Annotated in this window: 25 protein-coding genes and 1 tRNA gene; 11 read left to right on the top strand and 15 right to left on the bottom strand. The window is 50.9% G+C overall.

Annotation, left to right across the window (positions count from 1 at the left end; all coding sequences use genetic code 11):
- The first annotated feature begins 126 nt into the window (after nucleotides 1-126).
- The 4 genes from ACFSB2_RS22835 (at nucleotide 127) to ACFSB2_RS22850 (ending at nucleotide 3,488) form a co-directional block, all read left to right on the top strand.
- Nucleotides 127-582 (top strand): hypothetical protein, encoded by a 456-nt coding sequence (locus ACFSB2_RS22835; RefSeq protein WP_377945389.1) that lies wholly within the window; start codon nucleotides 127-129, stop codon nucleotides 580-582.
- 70 nt (nucleotides 583-652) lie between these two features.
- Complete coding sequence (locus tag ACFSB2_RS22840) at nucleotides 653-1,894, top strand: sensor histidine kinase (protein ID WP_377945390.1); 1,242 nt, start codon at nucleotides 653-655, stop codon at nucleotides 1,892-1,894.
- Nucleotides 1,891-2,562 carry a response regulator gene (locus ACFSB2_RS22845; RefSeq protein WP_377945391.1) on the top strand — a complete coding sequence of 224 codons (672 nt, stop codon included), beginning with the start codon at nucleotides 1,891-1,893 and terminating at the stop codon, nucleotides 2,560-2,562. The genes ACFSB2_RS22840 and ACFSB2_RS22845 overlap by 4 nt, the downstream gene beginning before the upstream one ends.
- A 20-nt stretch (nucleotides 2,563-2,582) precedes the next feature.
- A complete protein-coding gene (locus tag ACFSB2_RS22850) occupies nucleotides 2,583-3,488 on the top strand; it encodes a metallophosphoesterase family protein (RefSeq protein ID WP_377945392.1) in 906 nt (301 codons plus the stop codon).
- On the opposite strand, the gene ACFSB2_RS22855 is transcribed toward ACFSB2_RS22850, so the two are convergent.
- Both ACFSB2_RS22855 and ACFSB2_RS22860 read right to left on the bottom strand, forming a co-directional pair.
- Nucleotides 3,439-4,041: a GNAT family N-acetyltransferase gene (locus ACFSB2_RS22855; protein ID WP_377945393.1), complete on the bottom strand. Its 603-nt coding sequence runs from the start codon at nucleotides 4,039-4,041 to the stop codon at nucleotides 3,439-3,441. The genes ACFSB2_RS22850 and ACFSB2_RS22855 overlap by 50 nt on opposite strands.
- 147 nt (nucleotides 4,042-4,188) lie before the next feature.
- Nucleotides 4,189-4,264, bottom strand: a tRNA-Lys gene (locus tag ACFSB2_RS22860).
- Nucleotides 4,265-4,418: 154 nt separating this feature from the next.
- Here ACFSB2_RS22860 and ACFSB2_RS22865 point away from each other — a divergent pair.
- Nucleotides 4,419-4,964, top strand: coding sequence for a 3D domain-containing protein (locus ACFSB2_RS22865; RefSeq protein WP_377945394.1), 546 nt, complete (start codon nucleotides 4,419-4,421; stop codon nucleotides 4,962-4,964).
- On the opposite strand, the gene ACFSB2_RS22870 is transcribed toward ACFSB2_RS22865, so the two are convergent.
- The 4 genes from ACFSB2_RS22870 to ACFSB2_RS22885 all read right to left on the bottom strand — a co-directional run bounded on the left by ACFSB2_RS22870 (nucleotide 4,961) and on the right by ACFSB2_RS22885 (nucleotide 7,622).
- Nucleotides 4,961-5,389 (bottom strand): DUF86 domain-containing protein, encoded by a 429-nt coding sequence (locus ACFSB2_RS22870; RefSeq protein ID WP_377945395.1) that lies wholly within the window; start codon nucleotides 5,387-5,389, stop codon nucleotides 4,961-4,963. The two genes, ACFSB2_RS22865 and ACFSB2_RS22870, sit on opposite strands and share 4 nt — an antisense overlap.
- A gap of 109 nt (nucleotides 5,390-5,498) precedes the next feature.
- A complete protein-coding gene (locus ACFSB2_RS22875; RefSeq protein WP_377945396.1) occupies nucleotides 5,499-5,981 on the bottom strand; it encodes an NUDIX domain-containing protein in 483 nt (160 codons plus the stop codon).
- Nucleotides 5,982-5,986: 5 nt separating this feature from the next.
- Nucleotides 5,987-6,475 carry a divergent PAP2 family protein gene (locus ACFSB2_RS22880; protein ID WP_377945397.1) on the bottom strand — a complete coding sequence of 163 codons (489 nt, stop codon included), beginning with the start codon at nucleotides 6,473-6,475 and terminating at the stop codon, nucleotides 5,987-5,989.
- A gap of 64 nt (nucleotides 6,476-6,539) precedes the next feature.
- Nucleotides 6,540-7,622 carry a M42 family metallopeptidase gene (locus ACFSB2_RS22885; RefSeq protein ID WP_377945398.1) on the bottom strand — a complete coding sequence of 361 codons (1,083 nt, stop codon included), beginning with the start codon at nucleotides 7,620-7,622 and terminating at the stop codon, nucleotides 6,540-6,542.
- Nucleotides 7,623-7,954: 332 nt separating this feature from the next.
- Between ACFSB2_RS22885 and ACFSB2_RS22890 the strand changes: the two genes are divergently transcribed.
- A complete protein-coding gene (locus ACFSB2_RS22890) occupies nucleotides 7,955-8,284 on the top strand; it encodes a YunC family protein (RefSeq protein WP_377945399.1) in 330 nt (109 codons plus the stop codon).
- A gap of 56 nt (nucleotides 8,285-8,340) precedes the next feature.
- On the opposite strand, the gene ACFSB2_RS22895 is transcribed toward ACFSB2_RS22890, so the two are convergent.
- Nucleotides 8,341-9,588, bottom strand: coding sequence for a glycosyltransferase family 2 protein (locus ACFSB2_RS22895; RefSeq protein WP_377945400.1), 1,248 nt, complete (start codon nucleotides 9,586-9,588; stop codon nucleotides 8,341-8,343).
- A 282-nt stretch (nucleotides 9,589-9,870) separates the two neighbouring features.
- Between ACFSB2_RS22895 and ACFSB2_RS22900 the strand changes: the two genes are divergently transcribed.
- A complete protein-coding gene (locus ACFSB2_RS22900) occupies nucleotides 9,871-10,461 on the top strand; it encodes a DedA family protein (RefSeq protein WP_377945401.1) in 591 nt (196 codons plus the stop codon).
- Nucleotides 10,462-10,474: 13 nt separating this feature from the next.
- Here the strand turns inward: ACFSB2_RS22900 and ACFSB2_RS22905 are convergent, their stop codons facing one another.
- The 5 genes from ACFSB2_RS22905 to ACFSB2_RS22925 all read right to left on the bottom strand — a co-directional run bounded on the left by ACFSB2_RS22905 (nucleotide 10,475) and on the right by ACFSB2_RS22925 (nucleotide 14,775).
- Entirely contained in the window at nucleotides 10,475-11,722 is a 1,248-nt protein-coding gene (locus ACFSB2_RS22905) for an HD domain-containing protein (protein WP_377945402.1), read from the bottom strand.
- Between the two features lie 98 nt (nucleotides 11,723-11,820).
- Nucleotides 11,821-12,174, bottom strand: coding sequence for a HesB/IscA family protein (locus ACFSB2_RS22910; RefSeq protein WP_377945403.1), 354 nt, complete (start codon nucleotides 12,172-12,174; stop codon nucleotides 11,821-11,823).
- An 80-nt stretch (nucleotides 12,175-12,254) separates the two neighbouring features.
- Entirely contained in the window at nucleotides 12,255-12,725 is a 471-nt protein-coding gene (bcp, locus tag ACFSB2_RS22915; RefSeq protein ID WP_377945404.1) for a thioredoxin-dependent thiol peroxidase, read from the bottom strand.
- A gap of 96 nt (nucleotides 12,726-12,821) precedes the next feature.
- Nucleotides 12,822-14,282, bottom strand: coding sequence for an aminotransferase class I/II-fold pyridoxal phosphate-dependent enzyme (locus tag ACFSB2_RS22920; RefSeq protein ID WP_377945405.1), 1,461 nt, complete (start codon nucleotides 14,280-14,282; stop codon nucleotides 12,822-12,824).
- A 22-nt stretch (nucleotides 14,283-14,304) separates the two neighbouring features.
- Nucleotides 14,305-14,775 carry a YwhD family protein gene (locus ACFSB2_RS22925; protein ID WP_377945406.1) on the bottom strand — a complete coding sequence of 157 codons (471 nt, stop codon included), beginning with the start codon at nucleotides 14,773-14,775 and terminating at the stop codon, nucleotides 14,305-14,307.
- A 148-nt stretch (nucleotides 14,776-14,923) separates the two neighbouring features.
- Between ACFSB2_RS22925 and ACFSB2_RS22930 the strand changes: the two genes are divergently transcribed.
- Together ACFSB2_RS22930 and ACFSB2_RS22935 are read left to right on the top strand one after the other, a co-directional pair.
- Nucleotides 14,924-15,553: a SpoIID/LytB domain-containing protein gene (locus tag ACFSB2_RS22930; RefSeq protein ID WP_377945407.1), complete on the top strand. Its 630-nt coding sequence runs from the start codon at nucleotides 14,924-14,926 to the stop codon at nucleotides 15,551-15,553.
- A 27-nt stretch (nucleotides 15,554-15,580) separates the two neighbouring features.
- Entirely contained in the window at nucleotides 15,581-16,348 is a 768-nt protein-coding gene (locus ACFSB2_RS22935; RefSeq protein ID WP_377945408.1) for a hypothetical protein, read from the top strand.
- A 41-nt stretch (nucleotides 16,349-16,389) separates the two neighbouring features.
- Here ACFSB2_RS22935 and ACFSB2_RS22940 read toward each other — a convergent pair whose 3' ends face one another.
- The 3 genes from ACFSB2_RS22940 to ACFSB2_RS22950 all read right to left on the bottom strand — a co-directional run bounded on the left by ACFSB2_RS22940 (nucleotide 16,390) and on the right by ACFSB2_RS22950 (nucleotide 19,699).
- Nucleotides 16,390-17,565, bottom strand: a complete 1,176-nt coding sequence (locus ACFSB2_RS22940; RefSeq protein WP_377945409.1) for a pyridoxal phosphate-dependent aminotransferase — start codon at nucleotides 17,563-17,565, stop codon at nucleotides 16,390-16,392.
- Between the two features lie 69 nt (nucleotides 17,566-17,634).
- Nucleotides 17,635-18,822 carry an FtsW/RodA/SpoVE family cell cycle protein gene (locus tag ACFSB2_RS22945; RefSeq protein WP_377945410.1) on the bottom strand — a complete coding sequence of 396 codons (1,188 nt, stop codon included), beginning with the start codon at nucleotides 18,820-18,822 and terminating at the stop codon, nucleotides 17,635-17,637.
- Between the two features lie 79 nt (nucleotides 18,823-18,901).
- Nucleotides 18,902-19,699, bottom strand: a complete 798-nt coding sequence (locus ACFSB2_RS22950) for a glycerophosphodiester phosphodiesterase (RefSeq protein ID WP_377945411.1) — start codon at nucleotides 19,697-19,699, stop codon at nucleotides 18,902-18,904.
- A gap of 108 nt (nucleotides 19,700-19,807) precedes the next feature.
- On the opposite strand from ACFSB2_RS22950, the gene ACFSB2_RS22955 reads away from it, so the two are divergent.
- Together ACFSB2_RS22955 and ACFSB2_RS22960 are read left to right on the top strand one after the other, a co-directional pair.
- On the top strand, nucleotides 19,808-20,110 hold the full coding sequence (locus ACFSB2_RS22955) for a hypothetical protein (RefSeq protein WP_377945412.1): 303 nt from the start codon (nucleotides 19,808-19,810) through the stop codon (nucleotides 20,108-20,110).
- Nucleotides 20,111-20,275: 165 nt separating this feature from the next.
- Complete coding sequence (locus ACFSB2_RS22960; RefSeq protein WP_377945413.1) at nucleotides 20,276-21,673, top strand: FtsW/RodA/SpoVE family cell cycle protein; 1,398 nt, start codon at nucleotides 20,276-20,278, stop codon at nucleotides 21,671-21,673.
- Nucleotides 21,674-21,709 lie beyond the last annotated feature (36 nt).

Below are 21,709 nucleotides of genomic sequence, written 5' to 3' on the forward strand. Positions count from 1 at the left end.
GGCGGTTGCTCCACCTCTAGATGGATGCCCCAGAGAACAATCACTCCCCAGATGGACGAAAAGCGTTGGCCCATGGCTTATTCTCTGTTTTACGCAACACAAAACAGCATGAAACGAGGGTATATTATGGGGACGTCCACGATACTGATTGATTCGGTCATACTTCTGCTGATTTTATGGCGACAGTCCATGACTCGTCCCATTCGCAGCACGGTTCTCCCCATCATCCTGATTGTTTTGGGGTTTGTGGAGTTCATGGCATACGCAAAACAAAACCCACTCTCCCCCATAGAAATCATCTTGTTTATTGTCAGTTTAGCCGGTCCTGCCGCAGGTATCGGCTATTGGCGAGGCAGCGTTGCAATCCGGCTTTGGCTAGATGGCACCACCATCATGCAACGAGGAACATGGCTCAATATATTGCTATGGCTCTTTGCGCTAGGACTTCATTTGGCAATTGACATGGCAGATAGCGGTCAAGTCGCTTCTGTGAGTCTTCTGCTCTATTTTGGCGTCAGTTTAGGCGCGCAACGATTGGCTGTGCGCCAACGGGCAAAACGCCTCTTTCCAGCACATGTATGATATAACGTGGGGGAAAGGAATGATTGGCCCTGACTAGGAGACACGAAATAGATTGCGGTGTAAACGATAAATGAACAAGAACATAAATCGCTGGTTCGATGTCATTGCCGATAAAATTTCACGACGTTCTGCGTCCATCATATACAGTTTGTTGCTCATCCTGAGCGCCATCTTTGCCATTCCAAGCACTTCATTTGGATACACTGCGGCCAATGTCGTTTTATGCGTTGTGTATCTTAGACTAATCTGGATGCCTGTACCGACCAAAAATACTTGGAACGTGATCGCCGTTTTGGTGGTCTGCGCACTGACAGCCACCGATTGGATCTGGTTTCATGGCGAGACATTGGCGCCTTCATTATTCTATTTCTTAATTGGTTACATTGCGCTGCAAACGTCAAACAGCGTGTCCGTTGTCTTAGCGGCACTTGTGCTCATATCCGAAACAACGCTATGGTTGTATTGTTCACATGTCAATTCTACGGCTGTGCCGTTTTTCATCGGCGCGGACGCAGGGATTTATGCGGGCCTGTTTGGTCTGCGGATGCGGCGGGAAGCCAGAGCGCTGACCCAGCGCCATCTTGCGGAGTTGACCGAAATCCATGGGCGACTCCAAAAAGCGCATGAGGAACTACAGCAGGCACACGCTGAATTGCAGGATTCATCTGTTCGATCCCTACAGTACGCGGTCCAATATGAGCGGACGCGGATTGCGCGGGACATTCACGATAGCATTGGACATGGATTGACATCCATGATTGTGCAATTGCAAGCCCTACCACACATCATGAAATCCGATGCGAGCGAAGTGCCAAACGTGCTGCAAAATGTGCTTGATGTTGCGCGGCGAAATCTGAAAGATGTGCGAACCTCCGTCCACAACATGGCGGCTGACGACGCCGGGCTTGGTATTGTCGCACTCCGTGCCTTGATCAATCAAGTGAACACAGAGACACACCTCAACGTCTTGATGGAGGTTGCACAGCCTATCAGCCAATGGTCACAGTCAGCCGCTGATGTGCTCTATCGCTCACTGCAAGAAGCGCTCACCAACATCATTCGCCACGCCGACGCGACACGAGTGTGGGTCAATATCCGGGAGACTGACGAACAAATCATCATCACCGTGCGAGACGACGGAAAATTTGACGCCTCAGCGCCGCCCGTTCCAGGCTTTGGCCTGTCAGGAATGAAAGCGCGGTGTGAAAGAATTGGAGGAACACTCGTCATGCGACCTGTCAAACCGCATGGACTGGAATTGACTGTGCGCATACCACTTGACGATCAGGCGGTGAAAGGGGAAAAACCATGACCGAATCACCTATCCGCGTAGGCATTGTCGATGATCAACCGTTGATCCGCCAAGGACTGCGTTATGTCATCAACGCGCAGACAGACATGCGCGTCATTGGAGAAGCAGGCGACGGACGCGAGGCGATTGAATTGGCCCGCGCGCACCGACCAAATGTCCTCTTGATGGATGTCCAAATGCCAAACTACAATGGACTGGATGCAACACGCGACATTCTCCAGATCCTGCCTGACTGCAAAATTGTCATTCTGACCACGTTTGATTTGGAGGATTACGTTTATGATGGGATTCGCTCTGGCGCTGTGGGTTATCTGCTGAAAGATGCCACCCCTGAAGAATTGCTCGACGCAATTTACTCTGCGCATCGAGGAGAATCCATTTTTCGCACCGCCATCGCCGCCAAAGTTATTGCCCAAGCCTTCAATCACAAGGATGAACTCCTAGATGATATTTCGCTGGATGCGAACATTGTAGAATCGTTCACAGAACGAGAACTTGAAGTTTTGCAACAGATGGCTTACGGGTTGCGCAACGACCAAATTGCGCATGTCCTTCATATCAGAGAAAGCACGGTCAAGACGCACGTGCACCGCGTGCTGCAAAAATTTCGTGTGGAGGATCGCACACAGGCGGTCGTGTTTGCCATACGCAACCGCATTGTCCGATGAAAAAACTGGAGGATGAGAGAATGAAAAAACATCTGCATCCAATGGAAACGCTTATCCGCATACCAGGTTTGCAAAAAGAGATCTCAATCATGCAAATCACTGACAGCCATTTGACAGAAGTGAACGCCAAAGACGAAAAAGAAATTCAACAAATCGCCGCTGAGAGAACAAAAGTCTTCCAAAGTTTCGACGACGTCACCTCAAGGGAAATTTTTGCGGCGCACATACGATTGTGCAACGGACATCATGTCGACGGTGCGGTGTTCACTGGAGATATCATCGACTTTCCATCACATGCCAATCTGGAGGGAATCAAGCAGGAATTTGAAACTTTGAAGGCGCCATATTTATATACCATGGGGAATCACGACTGGAGTTATCCCCACCTAGCTGCCAGCGATGAATTAAGATTGCGCAACTATAGCAAATTTCGCGCGTGGTCCCATCATGCGCCAGGCTGCGAACAGTTGGAGTTGGGCGGCGTAAATTTGATCGCGATCGACAACAGCAATTATCAAGTGACGCCTGCTCAATTCCACTACGTCGAAGAGCACGCAAAACGAGGCCCTTGCTTGCTGTTTATGCACATCCCTTTATATGTGCCTTCCCTCGAACCAGACGTGCGCCAGAGATGGCAAGCGCCAATTATGATGGGCGCGACCACGTGGACAACTGAAGAGCAGCAGCGCTGGCATGTTCGGGACGTGGACGATAGCACAGCGACGTTTCGTCAATGGCTTTTGGAAGGCTCTAGTGAGAACATTTGGGGAATTTTCTGTGGCCACGTTCATTTTGCCCATGTGGACGAATATCGCAAAGCGCGGTATCAATACGTGACAGAACCGGGCTTTCTCGGCGGATGCAGGCTCATTCAACTCAAACCGGCCGATGCGTTGGATAGCCATATGAGCCATCGTTCAGTCTGACTTGAGCATATAGACAGGTATCGACGATTTCTTCGATCTCGGCAAACGGCTTCATATAGTCGTTGATGAGAATGGCTTCCAGATGATAGCCGCAGCGTTCGGCCACCTTGCGGCTAGCGCCATTCTTGCTGTCACACCGCAGTTCGACCCGATTCGCGCCAAAATGGCGAAATGCCAGATCTGTGAGTTGATGTACGGCTTCGGTCATATATCCTTTTTTAGAGGCTGAATCCGTGATCCAATAGCCAATTTCGAACCGTTTGACGCGCCACTGAATCCCGAGAAGCTGGCATGATCCCACAAACAGCCCGGATGCTTTTTCAAACATATAAAATTCCAAACGCTCTCGCAATAAAAACCGAGCGTAGCTCTTACGGACGATTTCTTCCGCTTCGTCCATTTCTGGAATGTGATCAAAAATCCATTCCGAAAGAGAGGCAAATGAGTGTTTGATTGCCGTGTGCAGATGAACGCCATCGCCGGACTGTGGCGCTCTAAGTATGAGGCGTTCGGTTTCGACGCGCTCTGGTACATCGAATAGAACAGGCTTCACAATATACCTCCAATTGAGCGATTGTTTTCACAGTGTGAAACCCACTGGACTTGCGTATCGACGCATTTACATCAACTAAACACGAAATGGGCCCACGCCTAAATCGTGGACCCATACCGACAATCTACGTGATTGCGCGATTGTTCTTGGTGAGCCATCCGCGACTCGAACGCGGGACACCCTGATTAAAAGTCAGGTGCTCTACCGACTGAGCTAATGGCTCATGAGTTGTTAACAGGAACGGGTATTACTATACACTTTGTTAAACTGATTTGCAAGGTTTCTCTGGGTTCGCCAGCCACGACACCAATGTATGGAACATAAAACCAATATCATTTTGATGCATACAATCCAGCTCATTTGGTCACGGTACAAGTATGAACAAAAGACTCAGTATTTTACAGTCAGAGCGTTGGGCAAGTACGATGTTATGTGCCATCATCATGTGGTTTGCAACGTGTGCGCATGCCTCTGCACAGCAATCGGCTGAATTGCCGCGAGACAACGAAGCGGTCTCGGCATTTGGCAAGGTTTTTGATTTACGAGATTACACAGCAAAGGAAGGGACATTTACGTTAACCGCATACAACCTGGACAAAATATCGACAGGGAAAGATCCTGGTGACCCTGGGTATGGTGTGACCGCTACTGGCACATCCGCAGCGTCCGGCCGAACTGTGGCCGTGGATCCAACCGTGATTCCATATGGCGCACTGTTGCGCATTGACGGCGTGGGATGGCGTGTAGCAGAGGACACTGGTGGCGCCATTCGCGGCAACCACATCGATGTCTTGGTCGAAAGTCGACGCGGCGCGCTTACGTTTGGCGTCAAGCGCCACTGTCACGTCGAAATATACTTGCCCAAAACACCTGAAGATGCGGCACCGGTTCATCAAATCGCCAACCGCCGCTTTGGCGCTTAGAGTTCGAGATAATCTGCAACTGCAGCTGCAAATGGCGGAAACAGGTTTGCGTATGTACAAATGGCATCTCTGACTTCTTCGGGGCGCACATTCGCATGATCACGAATAAAACGCGCACGGAGTGAGATGATGGGTTCAAATTGTTCAAACCACTGGGACTCAAGGACACGTTCCTCAACCAGTATTTTTAGAATATCGGCATACCCGCCAGGATCACGCATGACGAGTGCATCGATAATCAGCGAACCAATGTCCGTTGTGTATTCTACACTGGTGTGTAGCGCGCGCTCGGCGGCCAGACGCCAAGTTAAATCTTGCTCCCATGCATCTTGCCGACTGGATAGGCGCAACATCCACTGCACGCGTTCATCCAGCCCTTGTAGCCACACGCGGACTTGTTCGCGATGCGTTTGTGTGATAAACATGCGCATTCATCCCCTTTCTCCATCCAAACAAAAAACACTTGTTGCCTAAAAGCGCCGCACTCGACGCCTCAATCGACCTCTCTGACGGTAAATCCATCGCTCAGCTCGATCACAACGCACTGCAGACATTCGGCCAGACAAGTGCATAAATGTCATCTTGCAATACCGGACTGATATCAGATCTGCGGCGCGCCTCCGAGGGAGAAATGACTGGCCGAAACAACTGAACGTCTATCATTTCCGATGCGGGCGGGCGCGATTTAATGTCATATACATGAGCGATGTATATCCACTTTGCACGCGGACCACCCGTTGTCTGAATTTGATACTCTGCTATCCATTGTAGCGGCGCTGTTAGAATCAGGCCTGACTCTTCCCACGCTTCGCGACGAACGGCTTGTTCAGGTGATTCATGTGACTCCACTTTGCCGCCGGGTACCTCCCAACCGCGAAAGGGGTGACGCACAAAGACCAGATGATGATCTAAAATCGGAAAGACAAGTACCGAATGTGGGGTTGGATTGCGTTTTTCTGCATTCTCATGATAACCACTTGCAGATTGCCAAACGACATGTGATTGTGAATCCGCCAAGTCGCTTACCACCACTTTCCAAATACAGTTCCAATAATGAGACCAATGACTGCACCGACAAAAATTTCGGCCGGTTCATGACCCAATATTTCCTTGAGGCGCTCGCCCTCTGTCTCTTCCGTTGCCGCTGGCGCTCCAATATTTTGCCGTGAAAATTCCATTGCAATGCGGTTGAGCAACACAGCGTGCTCCCCAGCGTGTCTGCGAATCCCGCCAGCGTCATACAGCACAATCGCCGCAAAAACAACAGAGGTCGCAAAAACGGGAGATTGCGGCCCCACGACAAAAGCGAGCGCAGTGGTCAATGCAACCACGCCTGACGCGTGCGAACTTGGCATGCCGCCAGCGTCAATCACTTTATGTAATTCCCACGTGCGCGTTTGTGCATAGTGCACAGGCACTTTTAAAAGCTGTGTCAGTAAAATTGCACAAACCGCTGCCATCAATGGCGCATTCACCCATAAACCTTGTACAAAGTGTGATAAATCTTGCATCTACGCTGTGCCCTCCCCGATAGGGCGGGCGCCAAAGCATTTTGACGCCCATTGTCCATCCACTTTACCACTCTTGGATTTCTTTGACCACTGTCGTGTCCAAACGTTTGACCAATTCCACGACCAAACGCACGCCATTGTCGAAATCATCCTGATGAAACACTGCATTGTGGCTGTGTATGTACCGTGTCGCATGCCCGATGGCGATGCTTGGCACACCAGCGCCATACAAATGGAATTGCCCAGCATCGGTTCCGCCGCCGGCCATCGTCTCAAGTTGAACCGGAATGCCCGCATCACTCGCCGTATCCAGGACGAAATCACGAAAGCGCGTGTTTGGAATCATAGAGGCATCATAAAGCATGATGAGCGGGCCCTTCCCCACATCGGCCAAATAACCGCGTTGATCTTCACTGATGCCTGGTGTATCGCCAGCCACCCCTACATCCAGGGCGATCGCAATATCTGGCTGAATCTTGTTGACCAGCGTTCTTGCACCGCGCAGACCCACTTCTTCTTGGACGGTTGCCCCCGCATACACGACATTCGGATGCATCTCACTTTGTAAATCGCGCAGCACTTCCAAAGCTGTCGCACAGCCAAGTCGATTATCCAGCGCCTTGCCCATGTACAACTTGCTGTTGGCCATCTGCGTGAATGGGCTCCAAGGTACAATCGGATCCCCTAAGCGCACACCCATCTCTTCTGCTTCTTCCTTGCTGGAAGCGCCGATATCAATAAAGATGTCCTTGATCTCGACCACTTTGTTTCGCTCGCTGGCAGGCAAGATGTGTGGCGGCTTTGAACCAGTCACTCCGATGACTTCGCCTTTGCGCGTCTGCACAACAACGCGTTGGGAAAGCATGACTTGCGACCACCAGCCACCCAGCGTTTGAAACTTCAAAAATCCGCTATTGGTGATGTGGCTGACCATTAGGCCAATCTCATCAAGATGGCCCGCAATCAGCACACGTGGTCCTGAAGCATCTCCCGTTTTCACTCCGACAACGCTGCCCATATTGTCACGTTCCACACGTTCTGAAACAGGCGTCAAGTAACGCTCATACAATTTCCTGACATTCGACTCATGGCCAGATACACCATATGCGTCACACAGCTCACGGATGATTTCAATGCGTGAAGTCAATGCGATTCCTCCTCTACTCCCTTAAAAAATCCATGCATAACGCTACATCATTCATGCACTTTGAACCCTGTTTTGATACCACTTTCCCTGTACAAAAGTAACATGATTGCAGCTATGCGTACATTTCCACAAACATGCCTATCGTATCACACCTAGGGGACATGTGAAAAAGTCTTCGAGCCAATCAATTTGATGGATTTTCAGGTGTTCTTCGACCGAGATTCGCAGCCAAGAGACGCCCGCTAATTTATCTGGTCACATCTGCTGTCAACGAACCAAGCCCTTGTGGAATAACTTGATGGAGATGCGGGTATACGAAGGAGGAATCAGCTTTGGTCAGTGTGGAACCGATTTGGGTGGAAAATTACCCTTTTACTGCAACGCATGTAGCATTACCCAAGACGAATTTGCTTGTTGTGAGCAACCACATCGGTTATGTCATGTGTGGTGCGCTAGATATTTCCCTTTTGCGTGAACAACTTGCGCACAGAGGCATCATCGCAGCGCGCGCGACAGGCGTCAAAACGATGGCAGAACTGCTTGAGGGAACAGTGGAAAGCTGTACACAAACAGCGGAATCACTGGGTATCCAAGCAGGCATGCCCATACAGGCGGCATTGGAACTGCTGGGTCAAGAAGAGATGCGCCAAAAGGAAGATTAAAACAGAAAGTGGCGGCACGCTTTCGCATGCCGCCACTCGTCGACTTATCGATCTTTTCAACGACTCCTGATTTGCTCCAACCGTATGGAACGTTTGTGTTCTGTGTGCGACCATTTACGATTCGCCTTCGTAAAGTACGCCTGTGCAGTCACAGGACCCCATGTCCACAAAAACAATGGCAACAGGGCCAAACCGAAGTATCCACGCCAATTTACTCGTTCAAGCAAAAGTGCAAGCGGCATTTGGAAATACAAAAACAGGTTGACTGCCAGCCAAAAATCCGTCGGTAACAAATGCGTAATATGCGTCACAACGGTTGTTTTTGGCGTACTGAACTGCAAGAGCATCATGAGCGACGTCAAGAACAAAATTAAGAAGCGCATCGGTTGAAACAGATAAATCCCTGCATCAAATTTCACCATACTGCGCTCCATAATGCCCTGTTTCATCAACGGAAACATATGGTGTTTCGCGCAGTGAAAGTGACCTTGCATCCAGCGCAGACGCTGCCGATAAGACGATAAGATATCTGTCGGCTTTTCGTCGTACACTTTCGCGTCGTGCGCCCAAATGGGGATGACGCCGCGTTCAACGCAACGCACACCAAATTCCAGATCCTCAGTCAAACCAGTGGCATCCCAGCCCATTTCTTGTAACAAGCCGTGATCGATACACAATCCTGTGCCACCCAAGGAACAAGAAAGCCGTAAATTTTGACGCGCTTTTTGCCACATCCGATTACTAAACCAGTAAGATATTGCCATAGACACACTGACCCAAGTATCGAACGGATTTTTCACGCCCAAATAACCTTGTATTACTTTGTGTCCACGACAAAGTTTGTCGTTCATGATGCGCAAAAAATCAGGATGGACCAAATTGTCCGCATCAAACATCACAATTGCGTCATACTGATGTTTCGAAGCTTTAAATTGTTCAAGCATCCACTCGATGGCGAATCCTTTTCCGCGTTTTTCCTTGTCCATGCGAACGTGCACTGTCGCACCGTGATTGCGTCCAACATCTGCCGTGTGATCAGTACAATTGTCAGCGATAAGGTGGATATCAAACAGCGACGTCGGATAATCCTGCGCCTTTAGACTGTCAATCAGCGGACCAATCACTCGGTCCTCATTATGTGCCGGAATAACAACAGCAAATTTTTTTTCTGGTTGATGAATGACTTTCTCCTTGCGATGCCAAATGCCAAACACCGACATTGCAATTTGATATACACCAATCACTCCGGTGAAAATTTGCATGATCACGTACACGACATTCAAAATACCGTGAAGCAGGGACATGCATAACCCTCAACTTTCCCCGTCAGTGAGTTGCATTTTTGCACATTCACTGACGTTACTTGTCACGTTGCAAACCATCCCCACCATTTTGGGGATAAACCAAACCCTTGTCAACGGATATTTCTTGTCGAAACTGTGCAAATCATGATCCACATTCACTTTTTCGCATAAATCGGTTACGATTACCACGGTGATGCGCACTTGAACCGTCTGCAACAAGGTTCAACTGCATTCGCCTTGCCATTTGAAATTTTACCTGAAACCATGAATGGGGGATGAACGTTGTCTGGCCTTAGTGTGCTGATTTCACACTACGGGAATACAGCCATCTTTTTTCTGATGGCCTTGGAAAGTTGTTGTATTCTCATTCCATCGGAAGTGGTACTACCTTTCGCCGGTTATTTGGCGTATCATCATACGCTCAATTTTTGGACCATCGTCATCGTTTCCACCATCGCAAATGCGGTTGGCAGCCTCGTGGCCTATGGAATCGGCCTGTATGGCGGTCGGTCATTCATCCGCCGATTTGGCAAATATGTGCTACTCAACGAGCAACATTTGCACAAAGCTGAACATTGGTTTCACAGATACGGAGAGATCACCATATTTATTGGACGTTTAGTACCGGCAGTGCGCGCATTTGTTTCCTTGCCTGCCGGTGTGGCCAAAATGTCCCTCTGGCGCTTTCTCCTCTTCACCATTCTCGGCTCGCTGCCATGGAATATTGCATTGACTTACGCAGGACTAGCGCTCCATGCACATTGGAATATTGTCGACGAAAAATTAAAGCCGCTCACATACATAGGTGCATTGGTCTTAGTCCTTTTGGTCTTGTGGTTCTGGTTCAGCCGTGGAAGCAGAAAAAGGCGTTAAAGTCAGGACAACCTTAAAGACCCGCATACACGATGGACTGAATTCGACGCACAAGTGGTTCATCCGTTCCTTCCAGCATTTCCTTGGGCAAAAACAGGCGGTGCTCTTGACTTGGGACAAGTGTTCGAATCAATTTCGACACTTGGCTCAGGTCAGTTAAATTGCCCGCCTTGTCCACCATGTTAATGCCTTGACCGAGGATTTCATAACCGGGAATGCGGCAAATACGCCCTGTGACATAATAATCAGGCAAAAAATTCATCGCCTTGGCCATTGTCCGCAACGCCGCCGCTTCGCTCTGAGTCAATTCTGGCCGAACCACTGGCGCAAACAAACGGCGGTTTAGAAAACGCCGCGCCAAATCAGCCAGTACAACATCCGCTGCATCTGCCCAAAGGTGAAATGCATAAAGCAGCACGGACTCGTCCAATCGCAAATAGGCATTGATAGGCGCGATGTCTGCAGTAAGCACATCGTAGAGCGTCGGGGGGATTTGGAATTCCATGCCCGCTTTGAGCAAATCCCGCACGCGCATCAAAATTTTCTCCACCAATACATCGCTGCCCACAGTGACAGGATGCAGATACACCTGCACATACATGAAGTAACGCGCCAACAAGTATTGCTCCACCGTGTGCATGCTCAATTGTTTTACGTATACGCGTTCATCGACAAGCGTGAATGAGCGAATCAACCGCGCCAACTCGAACTGACCGTACGAAACACCGGTCGCTTTTGCATCCCGCAGCATATAATCCATTCTGTCCACATCAAGTTGACTCGAAATTAGATTTTCAATGGCTGGAAACCGGCCATCCTTTTTTAAAATGGCCACCAGATCTGCCGCAAACGTGTCATCGATTTCATCCAATCGCGCACGCAGTTGTGGTTCTTCCAAAATAATGCGATGGGTCCAGTCCTCGTGATGCACGCCAAGAATGGACTCAAACGTATGCGAAAACGGTCCATGGCCGATATCGTGCAGCAAGGCCACAGCCAGCGCAAGTTGAAGGTCGCGCTTTTCTGTCGGCCAGCCACACTCCCGCTGCAGATGGGAAAGAACGCGCCGCATCGTCTCGTAAGCGCCAAGTGAATGCGCGAAGCGAGTGTGCTCTGCGCCGTGAAATGTCAAATAAGACGTTCCGAGTTGACGTATGCGTCGCAACCGCTGAAAAGCTGGGGTATTGACCAGGGACCAAAGCCAAGGGTCCTCAAATAAAATCTCATCATGAACCGGATCCTTCAGTACTTGTTCAAACAAACAACGTCGCTCCTCTAATATTTTGACGAATCAAGCGACCCATGCATGGTGCTACAAAGCAAAAAGCCTGTGGCATGACACCACAGGCTGGCTGTAAATCATTCGCAAGAACCAGGTTGCCCCGCTTTGTCGGCAGTTCGAAAACTTGAACCGCAACCGCACATGGTCGTGGCGTTGGGATTGTTGATTTTAAACCCTTCGCCAGTCAAATCATCGACGTAATCAACTTCCGAGCCATCTATCAACTCGATGCTCTCTGGATCAACAACCACTTTTACGCCATGGATATCCCAAGACAAATCGTTCGGTTTTTGGATATCCAAGGCCATTGCGTAACTATAACCTGTACAGCCACCCAACTTGGTATAAATGCGCAAAGCGTCCAGCTCTTGGTCGCTGTCGTTCAACATGTCACGCAATTTCTCCGCAGCGTTTTCGGTCAGGGTAATCATTCAAATTCGTCCCCCTTTCACCTTTATTATACGCCGATGCAACACGTAACGCATCAAGCTGATCAGACCTGTGCATTGTTTTACTGGGCGGCTTTAACCGCAGCCAATACCTCGTCCGCATGGCCATCCACTTTCACCTTTGGAAACACGGCTGCAATCTTGCCAGCGGCATCAATGACAAAAGTGGTGCGCTCGATGCCGATGCTCGTCTTGCCAAACATGTTCTTTTCCTTGAGCACACCGTACGCTTCACAGATCTGACTATCTTCATCGACCAAGAGCGGGAAATTCAAGGTGTACTTCGCCCGGAATTTTTGATGCGCATCGGCCGAGTCGCGGGAAACACCATAAATCACGGCACCAGCATCGGCAAATACAGACTGCATATCCCGAAAAGCGCACGCTTCCTTGGTGCATCCCGGTGTGTCATCCTTCGGGTAAAAGTACAACACAACCACTTTTCCCGCTAAAGACGCGAGCGAAACTGGTTGTCCATCCTGGTCCACACTTGAAAAGTTTGGCGCCACGTCACCCACATGCAACTCACTCATCATCATTACCTCCAGTGAAAATAAAGTTGGTACTCCGGTGCCACGTCATCCCCATTAAATCACATCTCGTAATGCGATTACTGCAACACAGGTGATCTAACATCCATCTTGAACGACTTTAATATAACGAATTTCGGGATCATCCGGCCCCTGCACAGGTAAGCCTGCCCGCAGGTTTTCCTCGATATAGTCAATACTCACCTGTGTCACCACTTCGCCAGGCATCAAAATAGGGATCCCTGGCGGGTATACCATCACCATCTCGGCCATGATGCGCCCAATCGCAGCATGCAGCGGCACGACTTGCGTCTTTGCGTAAAAGGCAGAGCGAGGAGACATGGTCAACTCCGGCATGGCTGGCAACTTCACAGTCACTTCCCGCCGACCATGACGATCCCGGTACGCCTCCGCGATTTCTGCCAATGCAGACACCAGCACATCCATGTCCGCCTCGGTGTCGCCCCATGAGACAATACACAGAATGTTGTATAAATCGCTCAGTTCCACTTCAATATTGTAATTTTCACGCAAGATCCGCTCGACATCGTATCCCGTCAAGCCAAGATCTTTTACGGAAACGGTCAATTTTGTTGGATCCAGCGCAAATGCCGCACTGCTGTCGAGACAAGTTTCATCCAAACACGTCAACCCAGGAATCTGATTGATTTTTTCACGGGCAGCAAGCGCCAATCCCAAAGCATACGAGATATGTTCATGTCCATGCTCCGCCAATTCCTTGCGAGCGACATCAAGTGAGGCCAACAACAAATAGGAGGTTGATGTCGTTGTCAACATACTCATAACAACTTGTACGTGCCGGGGATCTATCATCCCTTCCCGGACATTTAACACGCTGGAGCCCGTCATCGAACCGCCCAGTTTGTGCACGCTGGTCGCGGCCATATCCGCCCCCGCCTGCATGGCGGACAACGGCAACTCGGAATGAAATCCAGTGTGTACGCCATGCGCCTCGTCGACGAGGACAGGCACCCCATAACTGTGCGCCAAATCGACAAGCCGCGTCAAATCAGCGGAAATCCCAAAATACGTCGGATTGATGACCACCAGTGCGCGCACATCCGGGTGAAGCGCCAATGCCTCCGCCACGCACTCGACGGAAAGACCGTGCGCAATGCCAAAATTCGTATCCAGTTCTGGATGCAAAAAAATTGGATTGGCGTCCGCCAAAATAATGGCCGTCAAGACCGACTTGTGCACATTGCGGGGCACCAAAATCTTGTCCCCCGGCCTCACAGTGGACAGGATCATCGCCATAATCGCCGTGCTTGTCCCCTGCACCGAAAAATACGTGTAATCTGCGCCGAATGCCAAGGCGGCTAACTCTTGCGCGCGCTTAATTGGGCCCGTTGGATGGTGCAAGTCGTCCAACGGCGCGATGTTGATGAGATCAAGCGAAAGCGCCTTATCCCCGACAAAATCACGAAACCGTTGGTCCATGCCGCGACCGTGTTTGTGACCCGGGATGTGAAATTGAACAGGCGCGCGTTCGACGTGGTGCAAAAGCGTATCCAATAATGGCGTTTCATTCTGATTCAACGACCTTACTGCCCCCTGTGTATCACTTCTCGTCTAGCGCAAATGCATGGCGGAAATCTGCTGATGCATTTTCCCACAAATCCGGTCGAATTTTTTGTAGATACTGACCAATGCTCATCCGCAGTGAAGGCTCAAGTTTGCTCAAATCCACCATCCCGCGAACGGCTTTGTCCATGTTGTTCACTTGCTCCGACAATTTTTTGTACCCTATCTTTTGCCCAGCGTCAATCCATAAATCAAAGGGCATGGCGCCAGTGAAGCCCAAACCGTTTTCTTGCCGCTTGAGCGTGATCCACAAACCTTGGATATGACGTGCGTTTGGCACTTCGTCCAACGATTTGACGAACTGAATGCCGACCTCAAGACGGCTCTTTGCGTGAATCGCGCCATTGTCTACAAAAATATCATCGCCATCCACCAATACAGCGGACAGCCCCTTCATTTGATCATCTGTTTGATGTTTCGCTTTTCCCGTCAAACTTAATTTTTGCAAACTGCACACCTCATTTCTGGAGCACGGTTGCCTCCATTCTACAACCCACCATTTCGGATGTCACATCTGTTTTATGACGTGTGCATGACACATAGCAGGTTGGGCAAAGTAAAAACAAAATTCCCAGCAAAGCGAGGGAAGTGCACTGATGAATGGTTCATTGAAATTGACGCTTGCCGTCGGAACCTGCGCTGCAGCCTTGTGTCTGCCCAGTGTTCCCCATGTGTTCGCTGCCCAAACGATTTACAACACCAGCGTACCAACCGTCATTCGGGTCGCCATTCGCGAGAACAACCCAAGTGGCGAGCCAGACCCGCGCGGCGCCATTTCGTACGTTCAAGCTGTGCCGTACTTGGACTATTGCGAAGATGTGCTGCCAAACGAATGGTTTCCCTCTTGGAATCCGGAATCGCTGAAAGCGGGCGCGATGGCCATCAAGATGTTTGCGTGGTACCACCACCTGCATCCTGTCACCATCGACGGATTTACCTTCGATGTCGACAATACGACAAACTTTCAACAGTTCCGCTACTACTCGCGGCAGCCTACGACAAATGCGGCGTTTGCCGCTATTGCCGGAGACGCCTACACCAAACCGGGTGGTGAAATTTTTGAGCTAAATTACCGAGCAGGCATCAGGGACAACCCCAACTGGCAGTATCGCAATGCGCAAAAAATGGCGCAATGGGGCAGCCAATACTGGGCACAACAAGGACAAACTTACACACAAATTCTGCAATTTTATTACGTCAATCGTTCGCTTTATCAAATCACCTAACACGAAGAGGCAAGGAGTTACAGGCGTATGAAGCGTTTTCCATCGCTTAAAAACGTATTATTCTGCGGATTTGTGTCCGTCGCGATCGTTTTGTCGATCCCGACCAATCCGCATGCAGAAAAGACCGGCGTGCATCGCACCATGCCGACTGTCGCCCAACCTGCCCCCGTCAACAGCACGGCAAACGGATCGGCGACAAAACCAAGCGAAAAACCGCCGAAGGCGCCAAAGCAGACGCAACCGGCAGTTCCAAAACAAAGCCAGCCTGCAGCGCCGAACAATGGCACAGATGCGCCATCGGCGCCGCCTTCAAACGCGGTTGCAAATTCATCTGAAGTTCCCCAAGGCCCGAAAAGTTGGGGTTACACACGGCGGAAAACGGCGAAGCTGCGCGTCAACGTCATCAACGGACGCACCAGACAGCCGCTTGATGGAGCTGAAGTCGTGGTCATTGAAAATGGGCAGCGCTACAAAACCGATAAAAACGGACAAACGCCATGGTTTGACGCGCCCGTTTACCGCAATCCGCGCTATCGGCCAATCGTCGCTGAACTGCATGGACAACTCGGCGTCATTGTCTATAAAAATGGCTATCGCGACTCCATCCACCTAGGTATTCGCATGCACGAGGGGATCGAACAACAAACGACGGTTTGGATGTACAAACTTGGACCAGAGGACAGGCGTGTCGAGCCCGTGTTATATCAGGAACCTTATCATCACATCTGGCTCATTGAATTGGCTGATAAATTCCGACAGAAGTCACAGATTGGCGAGGGTCCAGAGCGCCCCTGAAACGGGGCGCCTAGGGTTGGATTGTGAATCGTGAATATGCGTCAGAGCTGTGTGTGACAAAAGTGGGCAATCCGCCAAGCAGCCTCTTTTAATCTGTGTTCCGTGGTCAGTAGACCGAGTCGTACATAGCCTTCGCCATGTTCGCCAAACCCACGGCCGGGCGCGACTGCGACATGCGCGTTGACCAAGAGCGATTCGGCAAACGAAATGGAATCCAAGCCAGCTGGCACCGGTAACCAGCAAAAAAAGGAACCTGCTGGTGCTGGCGCTTGGAGACCATGTACACTTGCGGCGTTCAAGAAAGCGTCCCTTCTTTTCTGATATGTCGCCACAAGTGTGGCAACAGCGGATTGATCCGCCCCGAGCGCGGCGATGGCCGCTTCTTGCACAGCCGGAAAGATAGAGACGTAATAGTGATCCTGCAACAAATTCAGATGCGCAATCACATCCGCGTTTCCCACCGCAAAAGCCACGCGCCAGCCAGCCATGTTGTAGGTTTTGCTCAACGTGTAAATTTCGATCCCCACATCTTTCGCGCCTGCCGCTTGCAGGAACGATGGCGGCTGTTTGCCATCGTAGCCAATGGCCGCATAAGCGAAATCATGCACAACCATGACATTGTGCCGCGATGCCTGCGCAATCACATCGTCGAAAAACGCGCTGGTTGCCCCTGCGCCAGTCGGGTTGTTCGGATAGTTGAGATACCACACTTTTGCGCGTTCCCATTCAGACGCCGTGACCGCCTCAAAATCGGGCAGATAGCCATTTGCCGCCGTGATAGGCATCGATTTCGCCGTCCCCCCTGCCAAGGCGATGCCGCTCAAATAGTCCGGATAGCCAGGATCCGGCACAAGCGCAATATCCCCTTGCTCCAAGTAGAGTTCAGCCACTTCAACCAACCCAGTCTTCCCGCCGACCAAAATTGCCACTTCCCGCTCTGGGTCCAACGTGACGCCGTACGTCCGGCGATAAAAATCCGCCGCCGCTTCTTTTAGGGCTGGCAGTCCGTGAAAAGGCGAGTATTTGTGCGTGCGTGGGTCCTGAACAGCCGTGCGCAGTGCCTCGACCACGTGCGGTGGCGTAGGCAAATCCGGATTTCCCTGCCCCAAATTGATGATATCGTGCCCGAGCGCCTGCACTTCCGCCACCCGTTTGGTCAACGATGCGAAAAACTGCGAAGGCAACCGCTCAATTCGATCCGCCAACAAAAATTCCACGTTCTCTCTCCCTCGTCTCTACTCCCGATAATCAATACGGCGTCTGGACTCGCCACCATTCGCATGAAATCAAAGCGCGTTATCAAAGCGCATTTTCCGTCGGCGCAATCCTACACTCAGAGCTACCCCAACGGCAATATAGTCAATGACCAGCGATGTGCCGCCGTACGTGATAAACGGCAACGCAATCCCCGTTGAAGGGCTTAAATACATATCCATGCCGATGTTCTCAAACACCTGAAAGGAGAACATGCCAATGATGCCAATCACGATATACATACCAAACCTGTCACCCGCTGAGCGAGCCACTTTGATCAAGCGATAAATCAAGACCAAGAACAGTAAAATGAGCACTGCAGAACCGACAAAACCAAATTCTTCGCCGACAGCGGAGTAAATGTAGTCTGTCCACTGGTTGGGCACCCATCCGCCCTTGGAACCGATGCCATTGAGAAATCCTTGACCAAAGACTTCACCACTGCCGATGGTAATTTGCGCCATGTGCACATTATATCCCGTGTTGTTCGTGTCCCAGTTGGGATCGAGCCAGGTCGTAATGCGATCCGATTGGTAGGATTTCAAAATATGGTGTTTGACCAACACATTGTTGATAAAGTCGGTCGATTGAACTGGAAACATGGTCGCCAACACCGTAAAGCCGACCACGACCACGACAACCACAAACATGACGACAATAAAATGGGATTTCTTTGCAAAGACAGTATACATGGTCATGACGATGGCCAACATCACCAAAGCTTGTCCCAGCGCAGGCTCCTTAAACGTGAGCGCAAACGGCACCACAAACATTGGCGCAATTGGCCATACACTGCGCAGCCGGTAATCCGGCACTTCAGATTCATCAACACCAGCCATAAAGGCGGCAATCAACAGAATCATCGTCACCTTGGCCAACTCGGACGGCTGGAAGGTGGTCACGCCGAGGTTGATCCACGAATGCGCGCCATTGACCGGCGTAGCGCCAAACACCGCGAGCAACCCGAGAATCGACGCACCGTACACCCACCAGCGAACACGCCGCAAGAGGCGATAATCAAACAAGGTGGCCGCAAACATCATCAGCCAGCCAAACACCTCATAACCTATCTGCTTTGTCATGATATGACTGGGCACGCCGATGTGGTGCGGACCGGATGATGCGGCGTCCACGGCCACCGTGCCGCATACTGCGAGCAAAAGCAATACACCAAATGTGGTAAAATCCAAATCGCGAATATTGCGGCGTAATGTTTCCAAAACTCAAGCCCTCCGTGTTCTTTCAACGCAGCTGTTCAGCGGATCAACCGCGATATTCCCTCGGACTTCAAAAAAATCCTCAGTGCTGTTTCGCCAACACAGCTTTCAGTACATTTGGTTCATTTGTCACAATCCCGTTTACACCTAAAGCGATCAATCGCTCCATATCAGCCGGATGGTCCACCGTCCATACGTGCACCGCCACACCCTGCCGTTTTGCGCGACGGACAAAACGCGCGTTGACCAGTTGGTGTCCCCAAAAACGGTGCGGAACTTGGAGCGCCACATACGACACTGGCTTTCGCTGACCCAATATCGAACATTCCTGCAGCCCAAGGAGAAACTGCACCACTTCGCGGGTGGAGGCGCTGGTCGCCAGTTCTGGACAACGCTGGCGCGCTTCTACCAATGTGCGGTGGTGAAATGATGCGAGCACTACGCGGTGCATGGCGTTTGCCCGTGCGACAACACGCAAAAAAGAGCTGGCATGCGCGATTTCCGGTTTGAGATCTACATTGATTCTAATCCCAGGCATCTTGGACAACAATTCATAAAATGTTGGGATACGCACGCCCTGCCCGCGAAAAGGAAACGTTTTTCCTTCGTCAAGTGTAAACCGATAGCCAAAGTCAAGTGCGAGCAAATCCTTGTAGTTCATCTCGGCAATCCGTCCAGAGCCATTGCTTACAGCGTCAACTGTATCATCGTGCGCAACCACCAGCACGTTGTCTCGGGTCCAATGCACATCTGTCTCAATGACATTGGCCCCCATCTGCACAGCTGCTTCAAAGGCGGCAAACGTGTTGGCAGGCGCAACAGCAGAAGCGCCTCGATGCGCCATGTTCCAAAAACCCTCTGTCTTTAGGTTCGGACGCATACATCTGTCACCTTCCCATTATAAACGAGGTCGGACAATCTGTGCATTCGCCGCTACATCCGGGATACGCGCCCCATAAGCTAGGCAGTGCAAAGGAGGCGTATACACATGGTTACGCATCGTCACGTGCGCAAATTACTTGGTCAGCACGTTCAGTGCCATACGCATTTTGGAACATTTCAAGGCGTGATCGTTCATCTAAATAAACATCATATCATCCTCGGGCACGTACCGAGCCGGGAAACAGCTTGGCAGTGGGATCCAAATTATGAGATGCTCCGCCAAATGCCCATGGGCCCTGGCGGACCTGTCGGCATGCCGCCAGGTGGTGGACCAGGCGGCGGCTGGCACATGGCCATCCCCATCGCGGCAATTCTCGGGATTACGGCCGTTGGCATGCATTGGTGGTAAGGCGGGCACTGCCCGCCCTCTTCCTTCTACCTCCGACAACAAAACGCATTTGCATCTCCGCTGTACATGCAGGCAGGGAATCGAGATGATATGTCGAATTCATTAGCGCTACGTATAGCGCTGACATCGAAGAACTGTTTCTGTATTCACGAGGTGGTGTTTACAATGCGGACCGAGCGGCACCAGCCGGACTATATCCTCATGATTGCGGTCCTCATGCTCACCGGAATTGGCATTGTCACAGTCTATTCTGCAAGTACCGTCATCGAGCTGCACAACGGCCAATCAGCCGCCCATATGGCCATCCGCCAGCTAGGGGCAAGCATTTTCGGCCTGATTGTGTTTTATCTTGCTACATACCTGTCCTACCATTTTTGGTTCAAGCATGCTGCAAAACTCTTGCTCCTCGCCGTTTCTTTGTTACTGCTGGTTCTCGTGCCCGGTGTGGGCCGTAGCAGCTTAGGCGCAACACGTTGGTTGGGCACCACAAGCTTTCACCTCCAGCCATCTGCAGTCGCCATTCTCGTCGTCATCATGTATTTATCATTTTTGCTGACAAAAAAAATGAACATTTTACATGACTCACGCCGAACATTCCGACCTGCAATGCTGGTTGTACTGATGCTCACCATCCTGATTCTGATTGAACCTGACATGGGCACATCCACAACGCTGTTCGGCACAGCGCTTGTCGTGATGTTCGCCTCTGGACTGCGCATGCGTCCAATCATTCTCACGCTCGCCGTGATGTTGCCAAGCGCATACCTGGTTGCCCATTTTGCCTCTTACCGGAGTAGCAGGCTTGAATCATTCTTTCATCCGTTCCAAACAGCGAGCGGAAATAGCTACCAACTGATTCAAGGCCTGACAGCCATCACGAATGGCGGTCTCACCGGGCGCGGTTTTGATTTGAGCATCATGGCCACTGGGTATTTGCCGGAACCTTACACGGACTTTATCTTTGCCGTCTTCACCGAGCAATGGGGTTGGCTGGGCGATGCCGCTTTGTTGGCCATCTTCGCGGTGATCACTTGGCGCGGGTTTCGCATTGCCCGCTATGCCCGCGACAGATTTGGCGCGCTCATGGCCGTCGGTCTGACCAGTACCATCATCATCCAAGCGGCCATCAACCTATGCGCAGTCACGTGGCTTTTACCGGTCACAGGGATTCCTTTGCCGTTCATCAGCTATGGTGGCACAGCCATCGTCATCAACCTCTTCGGCATGGGGATATTATTGAGCGTTTCGCGGGAGACAGCCGATGTGGCGTTAGATCACGACGCGCTGGCCGAAATCGTTTCTGTCGATGAATTCCTTGCCGGACGAGCCCAAACTGCCGCTGGCAAATCGTCGCTTCAGAAAACGCAACGCCCAGCAAAGGTCACCAGTTTAAAGACCCATAGAAGCACGTGGAACGCAACAGGCAGTCAGAAAAACAGCGGACAAATTCCTGCCAGCCACACCCGTCGAAACCTGTCCTTGAGCTGGAGAGATCAACAAAGCATGTCAAACCAGCAGAAGGACGCAGAGAAACGACGCAATTCAAAGCGGGACAAACGCTGATAGACACGAAACGACATCGACGTGTCGCCATCCAGC

The organism is Alicyclobacillus fodiniaquatilis, assembly GCF_042678105.1.
GTDB classification, from domain to species: Bacteria; Bacillota; Bacilli; order Alicyclobacillales; family Alicyclobacillaceae; genus Alicyclobacillus; species Alicyclobacillus fodiniaquatilis.

Excerpts from the sequence above, each read along its gene's own strand:
- ACFSB2_RS22895 (WP_377945400.1), bottom strand. The coding sequence starts at position 9,588 with ATGTCCCTGCTTCACGGTATTTTGAATGTCGTGTACGTGATCATGCAA.
- ACFSB2_RS22955 (WP_377945412.1), top strand. The coding sequence starts at position 19,808 with ATGGTTACGCATCGTCACGTGCGCAAATTACTTGGTCAGCACGTTCAG.
- ACFSB2_RS22845 (WP_377945391.1), top strand. The coding sequence starts at position 1,891 with ATGACCGAATCACCTATCCGCGTAGGCATTGTCGATGATCAACCGTTG.
- ACFSB2_RS22880 (WP_377945397.1), bottom strand. The coding sequence starts at position 6,475 with ATGCAAGATTTATCACACTTTGTACAAGGTTTATGGGTGAATGCGCCA.
- ACFSB2_RS22935 (WP_377945408.1), top strand. The coding sequence starts at position 15,581 with ATGAAGCGTTTTCCATCGCTTAAAAACGTATTATTCTGCGGATTTGTG.
- ACFSB2_RS22835 (WP_377945389.1), top strand. The coding sequence starts at position 127 with ATGGGGACGTCCACGATACTGATTGATTCGGTCATACTTCTGCTGATT.
- ACFSB2_RS22930 (WP_377945407.1), top strand. The coding sequence starts at position 14,924 with ATGAATGGTTCATTGAAATTGACGCTTGCCGTCGGAACCTGCGCTGCA.
- ACFSB2_RS22870 (WP_377945395.1), bottom strand. The coding sequence starts at position 5,389 with ATGTTTATCACACAAACGCATCGCGAACAAGTCCGCGTGTGGCTACAA.
- ACFSB2_RS22850 (WP_377945392.1), top strand. The coding sequence starts at position 2,583 with ATGAAAAAACATCTGCATCCAATGGAAACGCTTATCCGCATACCAGGT.
- ACFSB2_RS22910 (WP_377945403.1), bottom strand. The coding sequence starts at position 12,174 with ATGATTACCCTGACCGAAAACGCTGCGGAGAAATTGCGTGACATGTTG.
- ACFSB2_RS22840 (WP_377945390.1), top strand. The coding sequence starts at position 653 with ATGAACAAGAACATAAATCGCTGGTTCGATGTCATTGCCGATAAAATT.
- ACFSB2_RS22950 (WP_377945411.1), bottom strand. The coding sequence starts at position 19,699 with ATGCGTCCGAACCTAAAGACAGAGGGTTTTTGGAACATGGCGCATCGA.
- ACFSB2_RS22865 (WP_377945394.1), top strand. The coding sequence starts at position 4,419 with ATGAACAAAAGACTCAGTATTTTACAGTCAGAGCGTTGGGCAAGTACG.
- bcp (WP_377945404.1), bottom strand. The coding sequence starts at position 12,725 with ATGAGTGAGTTGCATGTGGGTGACGTGGCGCCAAACTTTTCAAGTGTG.
- ACFSB2_RS22960 (WP_377945413.1), top strand. The coding sequence starts at position 20,276 with ATGCGGACCGAGCGGCACCAGCCGGACTATATCCTCATGATTGCGGTC.